The sequence below is a fragment of the Actinospica robiniae DSM 44927 genome (assembly GCF_000504285.1).
GTDB lineage: Bacteria > Actinomycetota > Actinomycetes > Streptomycetales > Catenulisporaceae > Actinospica > Actinospica robiniae.
In genome coordinates this window covers 2,255,126-2,273,995 of the sequence record NZ_KI632511.1, presented here as the reverse complement: position 1 = coordinate 2,273,995, position 18,870 = coordinate 2,255,126, and the positions used below count along the sequence as shown (strand labels likewise).

The 18,870-nt window shown below is 70.3% G+C and carries 17 protein-coding genes; 9 read left to right on the top strand and 8 right to left on the bottom strand.

The genetic code is table 11. The features are described 5' to 3' along the window. Positions 1–213 precede the first annotated feature (213 nt). The gene (locus ACTRO_RS09605; RefSeq protein WP_245594337.1) at positions 214–1,125 is read left to right on the top strand and encodes a SigB/SigF/SigG family RNA polymerase sigma factor; all 912 of its coding nucleotides are present in this window, start codon (positions 214–216) and stop codon (positions 1,123–1,125) included. A 111-nt stretch (positions 1,126–1,236) separates the two neighbouring features. After that, complete coding sequence (locus ACTRO_RS09600) at positions 1,237–1,722, top strand: ATP-binding protein (protein WP_157436020.1); 486 nt, start codon at positions 1,237–1,239, stop codon at positions 1,720–1,722. Positions 1,723–1,796: 74 nt separating this feature from the next. On the opposite strand, the gene ACTRO_RS09595 is transcribed toward ACTRO_RS09600, so the two are convergent. Then, positions 1,797–3,164, bottom strand: a complete 1,368-nt coding sequence (locus tag ACTRO_RS09595; protein ID WP_051450576.1) for an NAD(P)/FAD-dependent oxidoreductase — start codon at positions 3,162–3,164, stop codon at positions 1,797–1,799. A 197-nt stretch (positions 3,165–3,361) separates the two neighbouring features. Between ACTRO_RS09595 and ACTRO_RS09590 the strand changes: the two genes are divergently transcribed. Continuing rightward, positions 3,362–5,827 (top strand): transglycosylase domain-containing protein, encoded by a 2,466-nt coding sequence (locus tag ACTRO_RS09590; RefSeq protein ID WP_051450575.1) that lies wholly within the window; start codon positions 3,362–3,364, stop codon positions 5,825–5,827. Further along, the gene (locus ACTRO_RS09585) at positions 5,824–6,258 is read left to right on the top strand and encodes a TIGR03668 family PPOX class F420-dependent oxidoreductase (protein ID WP_034262824.1); all 435 of its coding nucleotides are present in this window, start codon (positions 5,824–5,826) and stop codon (positions 6,256–6,258) included. Before ACTRO_RS09590 ends, ACTRO_RS09585 begins: the two co-directional genes overlap by 4 nt. On the opposite strand, the gene ACTRO_RS09580 is transcribed toward ACTRO_RS09585, so the two are convergent. Further along, a complete protein-coding gene (locus ACTRO_RS09580; RefSeq protein ID WP_034273978.1) occupies positions 6,233–6,943 on the bottom strand; it encodes an HAD family hydrolase in 711 nt (236 codons plus the stop codon). The two genes, ACTRO_RS09585 and ACTRO_RS09580, sit on opposite strands and share 26 nt — an antisense overlap. A 27-nt stretch (positions 6,944–6,970) precedes the next feature. Continuing rightward, on the bottom strand, positions 6,971–7,513 hold the full coding sequence (locus ACTRO_RS09575; protein WP_034262823.1) for an MOSC domain-containing protein: 543 nt from the start codon (positions 7,511–7,513) through the stop codon (positions 6,971–6,973). Between the two features lie 51 nt (positions 7,514–7,564). Between ACTRO_RS09575 and ACTRO_RS09570 the strand changes: the two genes are divergently transcribed. Together ACTRO_RS09570 and ACTRO_RS09565 are read left to right on the top strand one after the other, a co-directional pair. Further along, positions 7,565–8,971, top strand: coding sequence for a pyridoxal phosphate-dependent decarboxylase family protein (locus ACTRO_RS09570; protein ID WP_051450573.1), 1,407 nt, complete (start codon positions 7,565–7,567; stop codon positions 8,969–8,971). Positions 8,972–8,999: 28 nt separating this feature from the next. Continuing rightward, a complete protein-coding gene (locus ACTRO_RS09565; RefSeq protein WP_034262822.1) occupies positions 9,000–9,512 on the top strand; it encodes a YceI family protein in 513 nt (170 codons plus the stop codon). Positions 9,513–9,524: 12 nt separating this feature from the next. Here ACTRO_RS09565 and ACTRO_RS09560 read toward each other — a convergent pair whose 3' ends face one another. Then, positions 9,525–10,331: a class I SAM-dependent methyltransferase gene (locus ACTRO_RS09560; RefSeq protein WP_034262820.1), complete on the bottom strand. Its 807-nt coding sequence runs from the start codon at positions 10,329–10,331 to the stop codon at positions 9,525–9,527. Between the two features lie 521 nt (positions 10,332–10,852). Here ACTRO_RS09560 and ACTRO_RS09555 point away from each other — a divergent pair. From ACTRO_RS09555 to ACTRO_RS09545, 3 genes are all read left to right on the top strand, one after another. After that, positions 10,853–12,259: an NF041680 family putative transposase gene (locus ACTRO_RS09555; RefSeq protein ID WP_084315835.1), complete on the top strand. Its 1,407-nt coding sequence runs from the start codon at positions 10,853–10,855 to the stop codon at positions 12,257–12,259. 493 nt (positions 12,260–12,752) lie between these two features. After that, positions 12,753–14,084 (top strand): HNH endonuclease signature motif containing protein, encoded by a 1,332-nt coding sequence (locus tag ACTRO_RS09550; protein ID WP_084316120.1) that lies wholly within the window; start codon positions 12,753–12,755, stop codon positions 14,082–14,084. Between the two features lie 308 nt (positions 14,085–14,392). Further along, positions 14,393–15,571, top strand: coding sequence for an IS30 family transposase (locus ACTRO_RS09545; RefSeq protein WP_051450572.1), 1,179 nt, complete (start codon positions 14,393–14,395; stop codon positions 15,569–15,571). 359 nt (positions 15,572–15,930) lie between these two features. Here ACTRO_RS09545 and ACTRO_RS09540 read toward each other — a convergent pair whose 3' ends face one another. The 4 genes from ACTRO_RS09540 to ACTRO_RS09525 all read right to left on the bottom strand — a co-directional run bounded on the left by ACTRO_RS09540 (position 15,931) and on the right by ACTRO_RS09525 (position 18,777). Further along, positions 15,931–16,689, bottom strand: coding sequence for an SDR family NAD(P)-dependent oxidoreductase (locus tag ACTRO_RS09540; protein ID WP_034262818.1), 759 nt, complete (start codon positions 16,687–16,689; stop codon positions 15,931–15,933). Between the two features lie 91 nt (positions 16,690–16,780). After that, positions 16,781–17,362: a TetR/AcrR family transcriptional regulator gene (locus ACTRO_RS09535; RefSeq protein WP_034262816.1), complete on the bottom strand. Its 582-nt coding sequence runs from the start codon at positions 17,360–17,362 to the stop codon at positions 16,781–16,783. A gap of 180 nt (positions 17,363–17,542) precedes the next feature. After that, the gene (locus tag ACTRO_RS09530; RefSeq protein WP_051450571.1) at positions 17,543–18,148 is read right to left on the bottom strand and encodes an NAD(P)H-dependent oxidoreductase; all 606 of its coding nucleotides are present in this window, start codon (positions 18,146–18,148) and stop codon (positions 17,543–17,545) included. Between the two features lie 26 nt (positions 18,149–18,174). Continuing rightward, on the bottom strand, positions 18,175–18,777 hold the full coding sequence (locus ACTRO_RS09525) for a gluconokinase (RefSeq protein ID WP_245594336.1): 603 nt from the start codon (positions 18,775–18,777) through the stop codon (positions 18,175–18,177). Positions 18,778–18,870: the final 93 nt, after the last annotated feature.

The window sequence follows — 18,870 nt, the reverse complement described above, 5'->3', positions numbered from 1 at the left end:
TCGCAGAGTGTACCCGGTCGCCGGAATCCGTATGCGAGAAGCCGGGTGACCGCCTCCACCTTCTCGTCGCTACCCCCGGTGCGCGCGGTTCATGCGCGGGACCGGTGCGGCGCCCGGGGGTTTGCGCGGCGGCGGAGCGGTTACCAGGCTCACGGCACAAGCGCGCCGGGCTCTGCACGCCGGCGTGTCAGGCGGATGGAGATGGGGTGAGCAGTGCCGGCGGAACGCACACGTGAAGCGTCACCGTGTACTGATACCGGCAGCGGGGCCCGGGGGCCGCAGGAGACCTCGCAGCAGGCGGGGCCGCAGGAGCCGCCGCCGCCGACCCGGGCTTCCGCGCAGATCTCGCCGCAGCGTGCGGCGCAGCGGGCCGAGACGATGCGGGTGCTGCGGCGGATGAGCGAGCTCCCGCCCGGCGATCCGGAACGCGAACGGCTGCGGGCGGAGGTGATCGAGGACCACATGCCCTTCGCCCGGCACATCGCCCAGCGCTACGGCGGCCACGGCGCGGCGGCCGAGGACTTCGTCCAGGTCGCCTACGTGGGCCTGGTCAAGGCGGTGGACAACTTCGATCCCGAGCACGGAACGGGTTTCCCCGGCTACGCCACGCCGATGATCATCGGTGAGATCAAGCGCTACTTCCGGGACGCGACCTGGGACGTGCACGTGCCGCGGCGGATGCAGGAGCTGTCCGGCGCGCTGCGCAAGGCGACGGATATCCTCACCCTGAAACTGGGCCGGGAACCGACCCTGGCCGAGCTGGCCGAGCATCTCGAGGCCGATCCGGAGGAGGTGGTGGAGGCGATGGACGCGGCGAGCGTCTACACCACCGCCTCGCTCGACCACCCGGTCGGGCCGGAGGAGCAGACCGCCTCGCTGGCCGACTTCCTCGGCCAGGAGGACACCCGGTTCGAGGCGGTGATCAACCGGCAGGTGCTCACCGAGCAGGTGGCCGCGCTGGGCGAGCGGGACAAGCGGATCCTGCTGATGCGTTATTTCCGCGGCATGACGCAGGCGGAGATAGGCGCCGAGCTGGGCGTCTCGCAGATGCAGGTCTCCCGGCTGCTCACCCGGATCCTGCGCGACCTGCGGACGGGTTTCGAACCCGGGTCGGAGGAGGAATGAACTTCGCCGGATCCTTCGCGCGCCGCGTGGCGGCGCGAGCGGGCGGGTATGGGTGCGTCCGGTGGACGCGGGCCCGGGGGAGAGTGCTGACATGGAATGGGGAACGTACCGATGTGGGATGAAAAGGCTGGGGACGCCCGGACGCGGAACGCGGTGGAGCGGTCCCGGCCGGCGCGGGACGAGCCCGCGGAGCGCGTCCCGGTCTCCGAGGTCTTCCTCGAGATTCCGGCGGACCGGCTCTACGTGGTGCTCGCCCGCTCCGCGGCGGTGCACATCGGCGCCGTGCTCAAGCTCGGCGTCACCGATGTGACCGACCTGCGGCTGGCCGTGGACGAGGCGTGCGCGATGTTCCTGCTGCACCCGGCGTTCCCGCAGAGCGCGGCCGCCGAGCACGGGCTCTCCTGCCGGTTCGAGGCGTACGAGCGGGAGCTGCTGGTGACCGTGCGCGCGCCGGTTCCGGCCGACTTCGCCCCGGACACCGACACGATCGGCTGGATCATGCTCGGTGCCCTGGTCGACGACCTGAGCTGGAAGCACGCCGACGGCTACGGCACGGTGAGCCTGCTCAAGCGGATCGAAGCTCCCAAGGAGCTCTGACCGCCGCCTGCGGCGCGATCGGGACCGGCGCCGGCCGGTCCCGATCTTCGGCGTGCCCGCGGTGATCCGCTCGGCTAGTTCGCCTGCGGGTCGGGCTTGCGGTCGTCGTGGCCGAGCGCCTGACGGGCGGTCACGGCCCGCTCGGCCCGGCCGCGGCCGGCGAAGCTGACCGCCCAGTGGAACAGCGTGGTGATCCGGTGCTCGAAGCCGACCAGGTAGAACAGGTGGATCACCAGCCACAGCAGCCAGGCCGGCCAGCCGGTGGCGCGGATCGGGCCGACGCTGGCGACGGCGTCGAACCGTGAGATGGTGGCCATCGAGCCCTTGTCCCGGTAGCGGAAGCGCTCCGGGCCGGGCCGGCCGTGCAGCCGGGCCTCGATCCGCTCGGCGGCGAACTTGCCGCTCTGGATCGCCACCTGGGCCACGCCGGGAAGTGCGTCGAGCGTCATCATGTCGCCGACCACGAAGATCTCCGGGTGCCCGGGCAGGGTGCAGTCCGGCAGCACCTTGAGCCGCCCGGCGCGGTCGGTCTCCGCGCCGGTGGCCTGGGCGAGCACGTCGGCGAAGGGCGAGGCGGCCACCCCGGCCGCCCAGATCTTCGTCATGGACTCGATGCGCTCGACGCTGCCGTCCGGGTTCTTCACCGTGATCCCGCGGGCGTCCACGTCCTCGACCTTGGTGCCGAGGCGCACCTCGACGCCGAGCTTCTTCAGGTGCTGCAGGGCCTTGTCGGACAGGTGGTCCCCGAAGCTCGGCAGCACGATGTCGGCGGCGTCGATGAGCAGCACCCGCGCCTCGCGCGAGTCCACCCGCCGGTATTCGCCGCGCAGCGCCCGGTGGGCGAGCTCGGCGATCTGGCCGGCCATCTCCACGCCGGTGGCGCCCGCGCCCACGACGGCGAAGGTGATCCGCCGGGCCCGGTCGCGCGGGTTCTCCTCCAGCTCGGCGAGCTCGAAGGCGCCGAAGATCCGGCCGCGCAGCTCCAGCGCGTCGTCGATGCTCTTGAGGCCGGGCGCGTGCTCGGCGAACTCGGGCCGGCCGAAGTAGGACTGGCTCGCCCCGGTCGCCACGATCAGGCTGTCGTAGCCCACGTCGAACGGCGCGGTGCGTCCGGGCGCCCGCGCGGTGACGGTCCGGGCGGCGGTGTCGATCTGCTCGGCGGTGCCCAGCAGCACGCTGACGTTGCGCTGGCGGCGCAGGATCTCGCGTGAGGCCGGGGCTATCTCGCCCTGCGAGAGGATGCCGGTGGCCACCTGGTAGAGCAGGGGCTGGAAGAGGTGGTGCGGCGTGCTCGCCAGCACGGTCACGTCCACCTCGGCCCGGCGCAGCGCCTTGGCCGCGAACAGCCCGCCGAAGCCGGATCCGATGATCAGCACCCGGTGACGCGAGCTGGGGTTCCAGGACAGGGGGGCGGAGGGATTCGACGGGACGGACTGCTCCATGGTGCTCCAGACGCGATTCGAGGGTCGGGCGCCAACCTAGCGTGCCGGGCGCGCGCCGACCAAGGCCTCGTGGTCTCGCCTCGTATACCCCCGAACCGGCGCCTCACCGGCCTCACCGGTCCTATCATCATCCTTCGAAACGCCCATCCGCCGCGACCTGCGCGGTTCCGGCAGGGCTGCTGGCTACATTGCAGCCCATGGGCAGTACCGAGCACACCGAGCAGGGGCCGCCGCCGGAGGAGCCGGCCGAGCCGGAAGCCGGGCGCGACGGCCCCGACGAGACCGGCGCGGGGCGCGGGTCCGACGGAGCCGACGGAGCCGACGAGGCGGCCGGGCGCGCTCAGGTGGACGAGCCCGATCGGGTGGACGAGCCGCGCCGCGCGGTGCCCTGGCGGCTGCTCGGGATCTTCCTCGGCATCAGCGTCCTGGCCGGCGTGCTGCTGGCCGGGTTCGCACTGCCGCTGCTCGGCTCCGGCGGCCTCGTGGTCAAGGCCGCCTCGGACCACTTCGAGGACCTGCCCGACGACTTCCAGGCTCCGATCCTGCCGCAGCGCACGAACATCCTCGCCTCCGACGGCTCGGTGTTCGCGCAGACCTGGGGCGACTACGGCAACCGCATCGTGGTCCCGCTCGCGAAAGTCAACGCGAACATGCCCAACGCGCTGATCGCGATCGAGGACTCGCGCTACTACCAGCACGGCGGGATCGACCTGACCGGGACCGTGCGCGCGTTCTTCCACGACGCCCAGGGCGACAGCACCCAGGGCGGCTCGACCATCGCCCAGCAGTACGTGAAGAACGTGCTGCTGCTCGAAGCGGGCACCAACAAGAAGCTCCAGCAGCAGGCGGTCGAGGACACCATCGCGCGCAAGATCACCGAGCTGCGGTACGCGGTGTCGGTCGAGAAGCAGATGGACAAGCAGAAGATCCTGGAGAACTACCTCAACCTGGTCTACTTCGGCAACGGCGCGTACGGCGTCCAGACAGCGGCGCAGCGCTACTTCTCCACCGACGCCTCCCGGCTCACCGCGCCCCAGGCGGCAACCCTCGCCGCGATCATCAACAGCCCGGTGTACTACGACCCGTTGGCCCACCCCCAGGCCGCGCTCGAACGCCGCAACCTGGTGTTGGAGAAGATGGCCTCGCCCGACCTGGAGTATCTGACACCGCAGCAGGCCGCCGCGGACGAGCAGACATCGCTCGGCCTGCACCCGGCCGCGCAGAGTGCCGGATGCATCGCCGCGTCGACGTCGGCCTCGTTCTTCTGCAACTACGTCTACACCTCGTTCCTGGCCGATCCGCAGTACGGATCCAAAGCCCAGGACCGCGACGCGCTCTGGGAGAACGGCGGCCTGACGCTGCACACCACGCTCGACCCGGTGGCGCAGAACGCCGCGGCCAAGGCGATCGCGCAACACACCTATCCCACCGACAAGGTCGCCTCCGCCATCGCGATGGTCCAGCCGGGCACCGGCCAGATCAAGGCGATGGCCCAGTCGCGGCCGATGGGCAACGGGCGCGGAGAGACCTTCGTCAACCTCGCCGCCGACCCCGGCCACAACGGCACCCTCGGCTACCAGGCCGGATCCTCGTTCAAGATCTTCACCGGCCTCGCCGCGCTGAACCAGGGCATCGATCCGAGCCAGCCGATCGACTCGCCTTCGCCGCTGACCAGTTTCGCCGGCCATCAGCTGGCGGCCTGCTACAACGGCGGGAACTCCATCACCTGGCCGTCGAACTACCGGCCGGACAACGACGACAAGGCCGACCACGTGGTGCCGATGGACCAGGCGTACTGGTTCTCCGTCAACACCTACTTCCTGACCCTCGAGGCCCAGACCGGCCTGTGCGCTCCCGCCCAGCTGGCCCAGAGCATGGGCGTGACCAAGGACAACGACGTCGGCACCGGCAAGCCGCTGGACCAGTACGCGTCCTTCTCCCTCGGCACCAACCAGATCACCCCGATCGAGATGGCCGCCGCGTACGCGACGCTGGCCGATCAGGGAACGTACTGCGCCCCCTACGTGATCACCGGGGTGAGCGCGCTGGGCGGCAAGCAGTACAAGGGCCAGACCCAGATCTGCAAGAAGGTGCTCGACCCGAACATCGCCAACGAGCTGACCTCGATGCTCGAGGGAGTGCTCACCCAGCACGGCGCCACCGCCGCCGGCCTCGGCCTGCCCGGCCGCGCGTCCGCCGGGAAGACCGGTACCACCGACAGCTCGGTGGCCACCTGGTTCGACGGCTACACGCCGCAGCTCGCGGCCGCGGTGTGGACCGGCTTCGTGGACGCGGGCAAGAAGGGCGAGGCGATGTCCGGGATCACGATCGGCGGCCAGTACTACGGCGGCGAGATCTTCGGCGCCACCATCTCCGCCCCGATCTGGCAGCAGGCCATGTCCGGCGCCCTGGCGAACCAGCCGGCGATCGGATTCACCGCGCCCAGCGGCTTTCCGACGGATCAGCCCTCCGCGTCGGCGGGCCCGACCGACGACTCGTCGAGCCCGAACGCGCTCGGCCCGGTCAACCCGCCCATCGTCGTCGACCCCGGCGACGGCACCCGCGGCGCCCCGATCCCGATGCCGGGCCCGCCGCCGCCGTACACGTGGCCGGGCGTCCCCATGCCCAACCTGACCGAAGACCCTGACAAGCTGGACTGGTGAAGCTGAGCGAGAACACCTCCCGGGAGCTGTTCGCCGCGGCGCGCTCGGCCTGCCTCGGCACGGTCGACGCCGCGGACGCGCCGCATCTGGTGCCGATCACGTTCGCCGTCGACGCGGACCGGGTGTACTTCGCCGTGGACGCCAAGCCCAAGAGCTCGCCGCATCTCAAGCGCCTGGACAACATCCGGAGGCACAGCGCGGTGTGTCTGCTCGCAGACCACTACGACGCGGACTGGACCCGGCTGTGGTGGGTGCGGGCCGACGGCGTCGCCCGGATCCTGACCGAGGAAGAGGATCGAGCCGCGCCCATCAGGCTCCTGATCGCCAAGTACCCGCAGTACGAGCAGCCGCCGCCGCAGGGCCCTGTCGTCGAGATCGAAGTCGCCCGATGGTCCGGCTGGGCCTTCAGCGAAGCGGCAACGTCGCCTTGATCGCGGCGACGAAGGCCTCCGTGTCGGCCAGGTCCGGGAAGACGACCTGGGCGCCGGCCGCCTGAAGCTGCTCGGTCGAGTGGTTCCCCGTGGCGACGCCGAAGCACGTCGCACCGACCGCCGCGGCGGCGTCGACGTCCCGGGGCGTGTCGCCCACGATCACGGTGGTGGGCCCGGAGAAGGAGACGCCCAACAGCTCGGCGGCTCGGGCGAACGCGACCGGAGCCAGGGCATTGCGTTCGATCGCGTCGGAACCGTATGCGCCGATCTCCGTGTCCAGCTGGGAAAGCAGGCCCACGGCCTCGAGCTTGACCTCGGCCACCGCGCGCACGTTCCCGGTGAGCACGGACTGGTGCACCTGCGGGTACTCGGCCAACGCCGCGATCGCCTCTCGCACGCCCGGCAACGTCCTGCTGCGCGCAGCGAACTCGTCCGCCAGGCGCACGTGCACGGCCTCGATCTCGTCCAGAAGCCGCTGCACCTGCCCGGAATCGGCGGACAGTCCGTGCGTGGACAGTGCCTCGATCGCCGCCGCCAGCTCCGTGCGTCCGTCGAAACGCCAGTTCTCCGAGATGGCCACGCCGGTGGCGGCGTGGAACGCGGCCGCGTAGGCGTCGCGGCCGAGGCCGCCGGTGTCGATGAGGGTGTGGTCGATGTCCCAGAGCACGAGCGAGTGAGCAGCCATGCGGATCATGGTAGGCGCCGCGGCCGGTCAGACCGGCTCGAGGGGCTGGTACGGCTCGGCCGGAAACTGCACCGTGATCGGGTCGCCGGGGCGGACGACGCCGCCCGCCTGGACGACGCTCATGATCCCGGCCTTGCGGATGACGTTCCCCTCCTCGTCCCGGCCCACGACCTGCTTGAGCAGGCCCTCCTGGAAGTTCTCGATCTGCAGGCAGGGGTTGCGCAGGCCGGTGAGCTCCACGACCGCTTCGCCGCCGATGCGCAGCAGGGTTCCGACGGGCAGAGCGAGCAGGTCGATGCCGCTGGTCGTGATGTTCTCGCCGAGCTGTCCGGGCGCGACGTCGAATCCCGCGTCGCTCAGCTCGGCGAACAGTTCGGTGTGGATCAGGTGGACCTGGCGGAGGTTCGGCCGGGTCGGGTCCCGGGCGACGCGCGAGCGGTGCTTGACCGTGACGCCGGCGTGCACGTCGCCTTCCACGCCGAGGCCGGCGAGCAGAGTGATCGAGCCTCGATTGGGTTTGGTGAACGAGTACTCGCCGTTGCTGCTGACCGCTGCCACCGTTCCGTCCACTGCGTGTCATCCCCCTCGTAAGCGATGATCCGACAACTCTATGATGCACTGATGGAGTACGACGAAGCGCGGGAATTCGACCAGGCCGACACCCTCTCACCGTCGTTGACACCGGAGCAGATGCGACGGCTCGGCTACCGGGTCGTCGATCTCGTCGTGGACCACCTCGCCGGCCGCGCCGGGAACCCCGCGGCGGACTGGGCTCCGGCCGACGACCTGATCGCCGAACTCGGCGGCCCGGTGCCCCGCGGCGGCTCCGACGCCGACGCCGCGCTGGACCAGATGGTCAAGGCGCTCGCCTACAAGCAGCACCTCGACCATCCGCGCTACTTCGCCCGCGTCCCCGGGCCGTCTTCATACGCTGCGATCCTCGGCGACTGGCTGGCCACCGGCTTCAACGCCACCGCGACCTCGTGGGCGACCGCGCCCGGGCCGTCGGCCGTCGAGTACGTCGTGCTCGACTGGCTGCGCTCGCTGCTCGGCCTGCCCGAGGGCACCGATTCGGTCATGGTCAGCGGCGGCGCGACGGCGAACCTGACCGCGCTCGCCGCCGCGCGCGGCGTGGCCGGGCCGGGCGTGGCGTACCTGAGCGACCAGACCCACTCCGTCCTGCCGCGCGGGCTTCGGCTGCTGGGCGTGCCCGACGAGGATGTGCGGATCCTCCCGAGCGACGAGGACCTGCGCTTCGACCTGGCCGCGCTCGCGACGGCCGTGGCCGCGGACCGCGCGGCCGGGCGCCGGCTCTGGCTGGTCGCCGCCACCGCCGGCACGACGAACACCGGCGCGATCGACCCGCTCGACGAGCTCGCCGACTTCTGCGCGGCGCAAGGGCTCTGGCTGCACGTCGACGGCGCGTACGGCGGTCCGGTCGCGCTCACCGATGAGGGCCGCGCGGCGATGTCCGGGCTGGCCCGGGCCGACTCGCTCGTCCTCGACCCGCACAAGTGGCTGTTCCAGCCCGTGGAAGCCGGCTGCGTCTTCATCCGCCGGCCCGGCACGCTGCTCGAGACCTTCAGCGTCGACCCGGAGTACCTGAGCGACGTCACCGCCCGCTCGGGCCTCGGCGACTACCGCAACCGCTCGCCCGAGATGACGCGGCGCGCGCGGGCGGTCAAACTCTGGCTGACCTTCACGATCTACGGCGCCGACCGGATCCGCGCCGCGATCTCCACCTGCCTCGACCTCGCCCGGCACGCCGAGGCGCGGCTGCGCGAATCCGAGCACTGGGATCTCGTCACGCCCGCGCAGTGCGGCATCGTCACCTTCGCGCTGCGCGGCGCCGACGCGGCGGAGCACCAGGCCCGCGCTGCGGCCCTCGCAGCCGACGGCCGAGCAGCCGTGACGACGACCACGCTGCGGGGCCGCAGTGTGCTGCGGCTCTGCCTGATCAACCCACTGACTACATTCGAGGACGTCGACAGCACCCTGCGGGCACTCGCCGCGCCGACGAACGCCTGAGAAGACTAAGATTCGTGATAATGGTCTCATGAGTAACGAATCGAACCAGGAGTTCGCCCTCCCGCCCACCGGCGCGTACAAGGTCGATACCGCCGCATCGAAGATTTCGTTCGCCACCAGGCACCTGTTCGGCCTCGGCGCGGTGCACGGCGTCTTCCCGATCCGCTCCGGCACCGTACAGGTGACGGACCCGGTCGCCGGCTCGAACGTCCGGGTGGAGATCGACGCGGCGGGCGTGAACAGCGCGAACCCGGGTCGGGACAAGAAGGTGCGGGCCAAGAGCCTGCTCGACACCGCGAACCACCCGACGATCGTCTTCTCCGCCGGCGTCGGCGAGGGCTCCACCCTCACCGGCACCTTGACCGTGCGCGACGTCACCCGGCCGCTGACGCTGCAGGTGCGCGAGCTGTCGGTGCAGCAGGGTACTTTCACGGCGCGCGCCACCACGACCGTCGACCGCTACGAGTTCGGTGTCCTCGGGATGAAGGGCCTCGCCGCCCGCATGCTCGACCTCACCGTCGAGGTACACTGCACGCTGTAAGCCGGTGACCCGTCAGCCCGCGACGCAGCGGTACAGACCCACGCTCTTGGGGTCGCGCCACACGCCCCCGCGCACATAGAGCCACATCTCGGCCTGCACGGTGGCCCAGGCTCGGATGCTGCGGAACAACTCGGGGTCGTCGGCGGCCTGCTGCGGTACCGAGAGCGTCATGAGGTAATCGACGATCGGCTTCGCCTCGGTGAAGACCAGCGCGTTGGTCAGGATCCGCTCCTCCACGACCGGGAACGCGGCGCGCAACAGGCCGGGCGCGTTGGCCGTGCTGAACGGCCCTGCCGACCTCCGCGCCTCTCGGAGGTTGAAGCGGTGCGCCACCGCCGTTTCGAGTTCGGCGAGGCCCGGGGTGTTGCGCGGGCCGTTGGTGGCCGCCAGCACGACGCCGCCCTTGCCGACGACGCGGGCGAACTCGCGCAGCGCCGCGGGAATGTCCGGGACGTGGTAAAGCATGTGCCGCGCGGAGATCACGCCGAACTCGCCGTCCGCGAACGGCAGCGCGTCCGCCTGCCCCTCGACCCACTCGATCCCGGGCTCGGCCTCAGCCGCCTCGGCCATCATGGCGGCCGACTGGTCGAGCCCGGCCAGCCGGCCGCGATGCCCGCGGCCGCGCAGGGAACGGAGAAAGTCACCGGGACCGCAGCCGACGTCGAGCAGCGCCTCGTCACCGACGAGGTCGAGCAACTCGACGGATTGCGCGTGGAGATCGACCTCTTGCTCGCTGAAGCGCTCGTGCGTCTCCCGCCGGATCCGAAGCAGATCAGTCGTCCGATACTGCTGGTGCACGTCTTCGTGGCGCATGCTCATGGCGTCAGCCTAATATCGATTGATGATCGGCTGAGTGGTCGTCAGGTTGTTGGCGGCCGCTTCGCTTCGCTGGTTTCGTCTGTCCACCCTGTCCGCCCGTTGCGTTGGTGGGGTGGGTTGGGGTTTCAAGCTTTCGCCTCCGGCGGGGGCCCTCCTCTCGGAGAGAGTGCCGGGGTCGTGTGGCTGCTGTCGTTGGTGGGGCGGGCTGTTGTTCGGGGTGGTGGGGTTGCGGGGGTGTGCTCTCTCCTCGGTCGGTCCCCGGAGGCAATCAGGGACCTGCCGGGAGGTCAAGCGGCGGTGGCTTGGGGTGGTGGTGGATTCTGCATGGCGCCGCTTGCTTGAGATTTAACCTCGGCGAGATCGTTTCTGGGGGAGTTTCGGTGTTCTGCTGACGCGCGGCACGGCCACCTGCGATTCTTCGTTTCTGTCGAAGGATACGAAGAAGGTAGGTGGCCGTGGGTCTCATGATGCCATGCCGTGAGGAGCCCGGCCAGTCCCGCGCGGCCGGGGGCGGGGGGTCGTTGAAGGTTCTGCGGGGGTTTCGGGCCGGGGTGCACGGCTGCTTCGCGCGGCGCGCGGATTCTTTGTTCGATCTCGTCGATGCGGTACTCGCGACGGACGGTCGGGTGCGCTCGCTCGCCGAGTTGTCGCTGCAGCGGCCGTTTCGTCGTGGTCACGGGGCCCTGTACGACGCCGTGGCCAGTGGCGAGATCGACGTGCCGGCATTGGCCGGATTGATCACCAGCGTGTGGGAACCCTTGGATGACGGACCGTTGAAATTCGCGATCGATGTCTCTTCGTGGCATCGTCCGCACGCCGAGTGCGCACGCGAGCGCCACCACTGCCATCACTCGTGTGCGTGCGGCAACCGGCGCGGCACCGTGCCGGGATGGCCGTACTCGGTCGCGGTCGGGCTGGAGTGGGGCGCGCACTCGTGGTGCGCACCGCTCGACGCGCGCCGCCTCGCCGTGGCCGAGGACGCGACCGCGGTCACCGTCGCGCAGGTCGAAGCGGTGCTCGAGCGCTGCGCCGCCGCCGGGCTCTCGCACGGGCGCCCTGCCGCACTGTTCGTGTTCGACTCCGGCTACGACCTGACCCGGATCGCCTATCTGACCGCCGGCCGGGGCCTGGAGAGGCAGATTCTCGGACGGGTGCGCCGCGACCGGGTCTACTACGGCGACCCGGTGCCGCGCCCGCGCGGTGCCCCGGGACGCCCGCCCGTGCACGGCCGACGCTTCGCGATCGCCGACCCGGGCACCTGGCACGACCCGGACCTGCGCGTCGAGCGGGACTCGCCGCGCTGCGGGCGCACGATCGTGACCGCCTGGCACGGGCTGCACCAGAAGCTCGAGCGCCAGGGCGCCTGGCGCGAGCACGCGCAGCAACTGCCGCGCCTGCCCGGCACCCTGATCAGGGTCCAGACCCAGCGCCTGCCCGGCGGCCGCGCACCGCAGGACCTGTGGCTCTGGCACCACGCGAGGCCCGGGACCGGGTTCGACCTCGATCAGCTCTGGACGGCCTATCTGCGGAGATTCGATATCGAGCATACATTCAGGTTCTTCAAGCAGTCGCTCGGCTGGACCGCGCCGCAGGTGGGCACCCCGGAGCAGGCCGACCGCTGGACCTGGCTGACCATCACCGCATACACCCAGCTCAGGCTCGCCCGCCGGCTCGGCGCTCACCTGCGCCTGCCCTGGCAGCGCCCGACACCCCCAGACCGGATCCCGACACCCGGCCGGGTCCGCCGGGGTTTCCCCGTACTGGCACGGAAAATCGGCACCCCCGCCGCAAAGCCGAAACCCACCACCGCCGGCCCCGGCCGCCCGACGGGCACGACCCGGCCACCGCGCACACGCCACCCAGCCGGTAAGAAGACCGGCACAAGCCATGAACGAGCGACATCGAAAACACCCGACCATGATCACTAATGGTTAAATCTTAAGCAAGCGGCGCGATACAAAATCCGCCATCAGCGCAGGCCGCCGCCGCTTGACCTCCCGGCAGGTTCCTGATCGGGCTTCGCCTGCCCGACCGAGGAGAGAGCACGCCCCCTGGGGAGTGGTGCGAGCTGCGCTCGGGCCCGGGTCCCGGCCGGTGTCCCGGTCGCGCCCTTTGCGGAAGAATCCTGCACCGCCCTGACCCGACCGACGCTCCTCTTCGGCTGCCTGGTTCGCTCAGCCTTGTGGAGTGGTGTCCGGTGGTTCGGCTGTGCTCGATACAGGATGTTGCATCACGTAGATTCCTGTATCGCCGGTTCCGGCACCGTTCCCATCTCTTACTTCAACGCCCGGGGACGTCCGCGGGTTCCCGGGAATATCCCTGATTCTTTTACCACGCAAGGGTCGTATACACGTCTTTTGTCAGTGGCGGCCTCTAGAATAGGAGCGTTCGGGGTTGTCGGGGCTGGTATGGGAGGGTGTCGTGGACGGGGTGGCTGGGCAGGTCGAGTCGATGTCCCGCGTGGTGCGCGGGGTGCTCGAGCGTGCGCGGGCGGGTGGGGATGATGTGGGGCGGGTTGACGTGGTGCGTGAGGCGATCGTGGAGGTGGGCCGGGCGGCGCAGGCGCTGCACGGGATGCTGCTGACGCTGGTCGGTGAGGGGGATCGGCTGGGTATCGCGCGTGGGGGTGTGGGTCCGTGGCTGGCGACGGTGCTGGATGTGACCGAGGGCCGGGCCCGCGCGCTCGCGCACGACGCCCGGCTGCTGGCGCGGCTGCCGGGGGTGGAGGGGGAACTGTGCTCCGGGATGATCGGGCCTGATTCCGCGCGGGCACTGGCGCGCACGGTCAAGGCGGTGCGGGCGACGGGTCTGGACCCTGCGGTGGAGGCCGCCAAGACGCTCGAGGTGACCCGGGAGCGCGGTGCGCGGGCGGGGTTGGAGCGGGTGCGGGTGCTGGAGGAGCAGGTCGCGCCGGGTTCGATCGAGGCGCGTCATGCGCGGGAGCGCGAGCGTTCCTTCGCCCGGATCACCACGTGCGGGGAGGGTCAGATGCACCGGTGTGAGATCCTGCTCGATCCGGTGCGCGGCGCCGTTTTCCAGGCCGCGGTCGATCTGCAGGTCGCCGAGATGATCCGGGTCCGGCAGTTCGACGGCGGCGAGATCGTACCGGAGGACGTGCGCAGCACCGAGCAGATGAACGCGGAGGCAGTCACCCGGCTCGCACAGGTCTTCCTCGATGCCCCGCCCGAGCAGCGCCACGCCCACTTCTCCCTACCCGCGCTCGCCGTCACCATCGAGCCTCCCGCACCCGCGGCGGCCGTGAAGAATCCTGCCGTACCCGCGGCGGCCGTGAAGGACCCTTCCGCGCATGTGGCGGGCATGAAGGACCCTTCCGCGCATGTGGCGGGCATGAAGGACCCTTCCGCGCATGTGGCGGGCATGAAGGATCCTGCGGTGCACGCGGAGATCCCGGCCGGCTGTGCGCGCACGGTGTTCGGGGCACTGGTTCCGGCCGGGCGCCTGCCCAAGCGCGGTGATCCCAGGCGCCACGAGCTGGTGACCGACGGGCGTACGGGCACCTTCGACGGGGTCGCGCTGGACCATGACCCGCGGGCGCGTCTGGCCTCGCCCGCGCAGCGCGGGTTTCTCGCGTGGCGCGACCGGTACTGCACCTACCCGGGCTGTGACCGCCCCCTCACGTTCGCCCTGCACGCCCACCACATCGTCCCGTTCGCGCACGGCGGAGAGACGAGAGTCGGAAACCTCCGGCTGTACTGCGCGAAGCATCACACCACCGTCCACCAGGAGCGGTGATGCATGATCCTGTATCGGCCGCGGCCGGGCCGCCGGACACTGATCCGCACGGCTCCCGGACCACGCAGTCGAAGAGAAGCGGCCGCATACGAGCGGTGCAGGATTCTTCCGGATCGAGCACGGCCAGGCCACGGGCCGGGACCCGGGCCCGAGCGCAGCTCACACCACTCCCCAGGGGGTGGGCTCTCTCCTCGGTCGGGCAGGCGAAGCCCGATCAGGGTTCTGCCGGGAGGTCAAGCGGCGCCCTGCAGAATCCGCCAGGCGGTTTCCAGTGATGGTTGCGAACTTCTCGTTGAGAGGTTTCGTACGTGCCCAATCCGACTGGGATACCCGTTGCGCGCGAGGTCAAGTACCGGTTCTTCGAGCTCATCCATTCGGGCTATACCCAAAGGCAGGCGGCAGCGGCGGCCGGAGTATCCGAAAGCGCCGGCTGCCGCTGGCTCCAGCACGCTGGTGGGGTGAGCATCGATGAACCAGCCCGGGTCTCAGCCCGTTTCCTCTCACTCCAAGACCGGATCGTGATCGCCGACGGCACCCGTGCACGCCGCCCCAAACCGCTGATCGCCGAGGCGATCGGCAAGAGCGTCGCGACCGTCTACCGCGAGATCGAGCGCAACAGCAGACCCAACGGGGTCTATGACCCCTACTACGCCCACAACCAGGCCTACCTCGCCCGACGCCGCGACCGCCCGGCCAAGATCGAAGCGAACGAGCCCCTGCGCGAACAGGTACACGCACTCCTCGCGGCCGGCTGGTCGCCCGGCCAGATCGCCGGACACCTCGCCGCCGCCCACCCCGACCAGTGGCACCAGCGCGCCTGCGCCGAGAGCATCTACCAGGCCTACTACGCCGGCCTGGTCGGGGAGAAGAAAGCGAAACTACGCACCGGGCGCCGCCTGCGCACTCCCCACACACGCGCCAAACCCGGCCACGCCGGCCCGATACCCCACATGACCTCGATACGCCAGCGCCCCGCCGCCGCCGACGACCGCTCCGAACCCGGCCACTGGGAAGGCGACCTGATCATCGGCAAGCACCAGCGCTCCCAGATCGGCACCCTCGTGTGCCGCCACACCCGCTACCTCAGACTCATCCACCTGCCCCACCGGCGCACCGGCGAGACGATGCGCGACGCCCTCGTCGCCCAACTCGCCGACCTGCCCGCCCAGATCCTCAAATCACTCACCTGGGACCAGGGCTCCGAAATGGCCCGCCACCGCGAGACCACCGAGCTGACCGGCATGCCCGTGTTCTTCTGCGACCCCCACTCACCCTGGCAGCGGCCGACCAACGAGAACACCAACGGCCTCCTACGCCAGTACTTCCCCAAGAGCACCGACCTCTCCCGCCACACCCTCGAAGACCTCCGCCACGTCGAACACCTCCTCAACACCCGCCCCCGCCGCGTCCTCGAATGGGCTACCCCGGAAGAACGCATGGCACAATGGATCCCCAGACAACACACCACCTTGATTCGCAACCACTGACAGACACCGCGCCAGCAGCGGAAACCACCGCCGCTTGACCTCCCGGCAGGTTCCTGATTGCCTCCGGGGACCGACCGAGGAGAGAGCACACACCCGGCACCCGACCACCCCGAACCCCAACCCGCCCCACCAACGCCAGCACCCACACGAGCCCGGCACTCTCTCCGAGGAAGGGCCTGCCAGCGGCGATTTTCGTCTTGAAACTGCAGCCCGCCCCGCCAACGCAACGGGTGGGCTGGGTGGGCAAACGAAACCGTGGGCGAAGCGAAGCACCCGCCCCCACCCGACGATCGCTCAGCTGATCAACAATCGATGATGTTGATCATTGCTCTGCCACGAGCTGGCGGCCGGTCCGCCGTCTATGCACTGGCGCCGCCGTCGAGCACGAGGTCGTGCCCGACGGTGAAACCAGCCTCCGGCGAAGCGAGCCAGAGCACTGCTGCGGCTATCTCGTCGAGCGCTCCGACCCGGCCGATCGGGAGGGTCTGCTTCATCCGCTCGGCGCGCTGATCGGCGTTCTCGCCCGGGCGCAGGGACATCGGCGTGTCGGTGGGGCCGGGGCTGACGGCGTTGATGCGGATGCCTTCGCCGATGTGCTCCTTCGCCGCCGCTTGGGTCAGGGTGCTGACGGCCGCCTTGGTGGCCGCGTAGGCGCCGAGGCTCGGCAGGCGTATGTGCGCGCCGACGTTCGAGGCAGTGTTGACGATGACGCCGCCGCCGTGGGTGCGCATGTGGGCGATCTCGTGCTTCATGCTGAGGAAAGTGCCGGTCAGGTTCACGGCGAGCTGCCGGTCCCAGGCGGCTTCGTCCATGTCCGCGAGCGCGCCGGCCTCGAGCGTCCCGGCGTTGTTGAAAGCGATGTGCAGACCGCCGTGGCGCCGCACGGTGGTCGCGACGAGCCGAGCGACGTCAGCTGAGGAGGTGACGTCGGCGGTGACGGCCGTCGCGGCTCCGCCTTCGCTCTCGATCAGCTTGACGGTCTGCTCGAGCGGTTCGGCGTTGCGCCCGGCCGCGACCACGACGGCGCCTTCACGGGCAAAGGCGCACGCGGTAGCCCGGCCTATGCCGGAGCCCGCGCCGGTGACGAGGACGACCTTGCCGGTGAAGCGTGCGTTCATTCGTGTTCTCCATTGTCATTGGCCGGCACTAGCGAGACCGATCGGTCCAGAATAGGGGCATGCGGAAGCGCTTGTAGCCATGGAAGGGCTCTCAGTCCAGGATCGCCAGGGCCTGCGCGGTGGCGTCGCGCAGCCGGCCGGTGTCGGGGTGGGCGCGGCCGAGCACGCGCATGCCCTGCAACAGCACGAGCAGGAAGCGGGCGAGTGTGCGCGGATCCTTGCCGGGCGCCAGTTCGCCCTGCGCGCGGGCGCGGGTCAGCGCCGAGGTCAGCGCCGTCTCCAGGGTGTCCCAGCTCGCCTCGACCCTCCGGGCGATCTGCGGATCGCGCGGCATGACCTCCACGGCGGCGTTGACCACCATGCAGCCGCGGCGGCGCTCGTCCCGCAGGGACTCGTCGGCGTACGCCCGGACCAGCGCGCGCACCGCCGGAAGCGCCGGCCCCGGCTGGGACAGGCGCTCGACGACCGCGCCGTCGCGCTCCTGCAGGTAGCGATCGAACGCCAGCAGGTAGAGCTCGTGCTTGCCGCCGAAGGTGGCGTAGATACTGGCGCGGGCGATGCCCAGATGCTCGACCAGGTCGGCCATCGAAGTGGCCTCGTAGCCGCGTTCCCAGAACAGTTCCAGCGCCTTGTGCAGGACGGTGTCCGGATCGAACTCCTTGGTCCTCGCCATGAACGGAACCGTAGCTGTTTCTAGATCGATCGGTCAAATATCTCGGACTCGACCGTCGACGGTTCCGCGTCGTCCCGATCAACGAACCGCCCTGATCAGGACGAGCGATCCGGCATAGGACCCCGCGCTGGCGCTCATCGAGAACTTCTGCCGTCGCCGGATCTGACCACCGTCACCCTGTCAGATCGATGCGGCGCATTCAGCTGCCTGAGCCAGGTGACGGCTCTTGAGCTTCTGCCAAAGCTCGGCGGCATCCGGCGCGTCCGTGGTGCGCAGGATCGAGCCGCCGAAGACCGTGAACTCCTTGTGCCGCGCCTTCATGCCGATCCGGTCCTGCAGCATCACCGTCCTCATGGCGCGGAGGCACCCGTCGTTTTCGAGCTGCTCGGACGTGTATCCGGCTGTGCAGAGCACGAAGGCCTTCTCGGCCCGACGCAGGCCCGCGGGCTTGTGTGAGAACCCGACCGTCCACACCCGGTCGAACCAGCCCTTCATCCGCGCGGGGCAGTCGGCCCACCAGACCGGATAGACGAACGCCCACACGTCGGCCGCGTTCAGCTTCGCGTGCTCGGCGGCGACGTCCTCCGGGATGGGAGCGTCGGCCAGGTAGGCGGATTCGCGCTCGTATTCGGCGAGAGAGAGCTCTGACCTGAAGTCCATGGCGTAGAGGTCTGAGATCGTGTGCGTGTGGCCGGCGCGCTCCAGGCCGGCGACGAAGGAGTCGAGGATCTCCCGCGTGAAGCTGTGCGCGCTCGGATGCGCGTAGACCAGGTGGACTTGTGCCATGCGGCGATTCTGGCGCAGCGCAGGATTCAGCGGACGGGCCGGTCCGCGGTGTGGGCGACGACGAACGGCTCGAGGTGCACCGACCGGATCACGGCGTCCACGGTCTGCGCGGGCGTGGGCATCGAAGTAACCTGATACACGCCCTCGTCCTGAGTGGGGCGCTCGAGGATGGCGAGCTGGCTGGCGAGCATGTCGGCGGCGAACATGTGGCCCTCGCGGGCGAGCATCCGCGAGCGCAGCCGCTCCGAGGGCACGACCAGGTACACCAGCCGCACCTGCGGCCGTCCGTCGCGAAGCACGTCCCGGTAGACCCGCTTGAGCGCCGAGCAGGCGACCACGCAGGCCTGGCTCTGCTCGCTCTCCTGGTCGATCCAGCCGCCGATCTCGGCCAGCCAGGGGCTGCGGTCCGCGTCGGTCAGCGCCTTGAGCGCCATCATCTTGGCGATGTTGCTGGGGGAGTGGAAGCGGTCGCCGTCTGCGAAGATCCAGCCGAGCCGCTTGGCCATCAGCGCGCCGACGGTGGTCTTGCCGCTGCCGGACACGCCGATGAGCACGACGGCGGGGGGCGAGGGCGGCGCGCCGTCCTGCAGCGCCGCCTCGTCCGCGGCGCGTACGGCGGCGAGACTCACCCCTCCAGGCTCACACGAACCGGCCGCCGCGGCCCGTCCGGAGCCGGCGCGGAGAGCCCCGCTGTGCTACGGATGGAGGACCCGCCTACCCGA

What these genes read in the sequence shown, in the direction of transcription:
- ACTRO_RS09600 (WP_157436020.1), top strand. Translation starts at nt 1,237, where the DNA reads ATGTGGGATGAAAAGGCTGGGGACGCCCGGACGCGGAACGCGGTGGAG.
- ACTRO_RS09595 (WP_051450576.1), bottom strand. Translation starts at nt 3,164, where the DNA reads ATGGAGCAGTCCGTCCCGTCGAATCCCTCCGCCCCCCTGTCCTGGAAC.
- ACTRO_RS09590 (WP_051450575.1), top strand. Translation starts at nt 3,362, where the DNA reads ATGGGCAGTACCGAGCACACCGAGCAGGGGCCGCCGCCGGAGGAGCCG.
- ACTRO_RS09580 (WP_034273978.1), bottom strand. Translation starts at nt 6,943, where the DNA reads ATGGCTGCTCACTCGCTCGTGCTCTGGGACATCGACCACACCCTCATC.
- ACTRO_RS09570 (WP_051450573.1), top strand. Translation starts at nt 7,565, where the DNA reads ATGGAGTACGACGAAGCGCGGGAATTCGACCAGGCCGACACCCTCTCA.
- ACTRO_RS09565 (WP_034262822.1), top strand. Translation starts at nt 9,000, where the DNA reads ATGAGTAACGAATCGAACCAGGAGTTCGCCCTCCCGCCCACCGGCGCG.
- ACTRO_RS09560 (WP_034262820.1), bottom strand. Translation starts at nt 10,331, where the DNA reads ATGAGCATGCGCCACGAAGACGTGCACCAGCAGTATCGGACGACTGAT.
- ACTRO_RS09540 (WP_034262818.1), bottom strand. Translation starts at nt 16,689, where the DNA reads ATGAACGCACGCTTCACCGGCAAGGTCGTCCTCGTCACCGGCGCGGGC.
- ACTRO_RS09535 (WP_034262816.1), bottom strand. Translation starts at nt 17,362, where the DNA reads ATGGCGAGGACCAAGGAGTTCGATCCGGACACCGTCCTGCACAAGGCG.
- ACTRO_RS09530 (WP_051450571.1), bottom strand. Translation starts at nt 18,148, where the DNA reads ATGGCACAAGTCCACCTGGTCTACGCGCATCCGAGCGCGCACAGCTTC.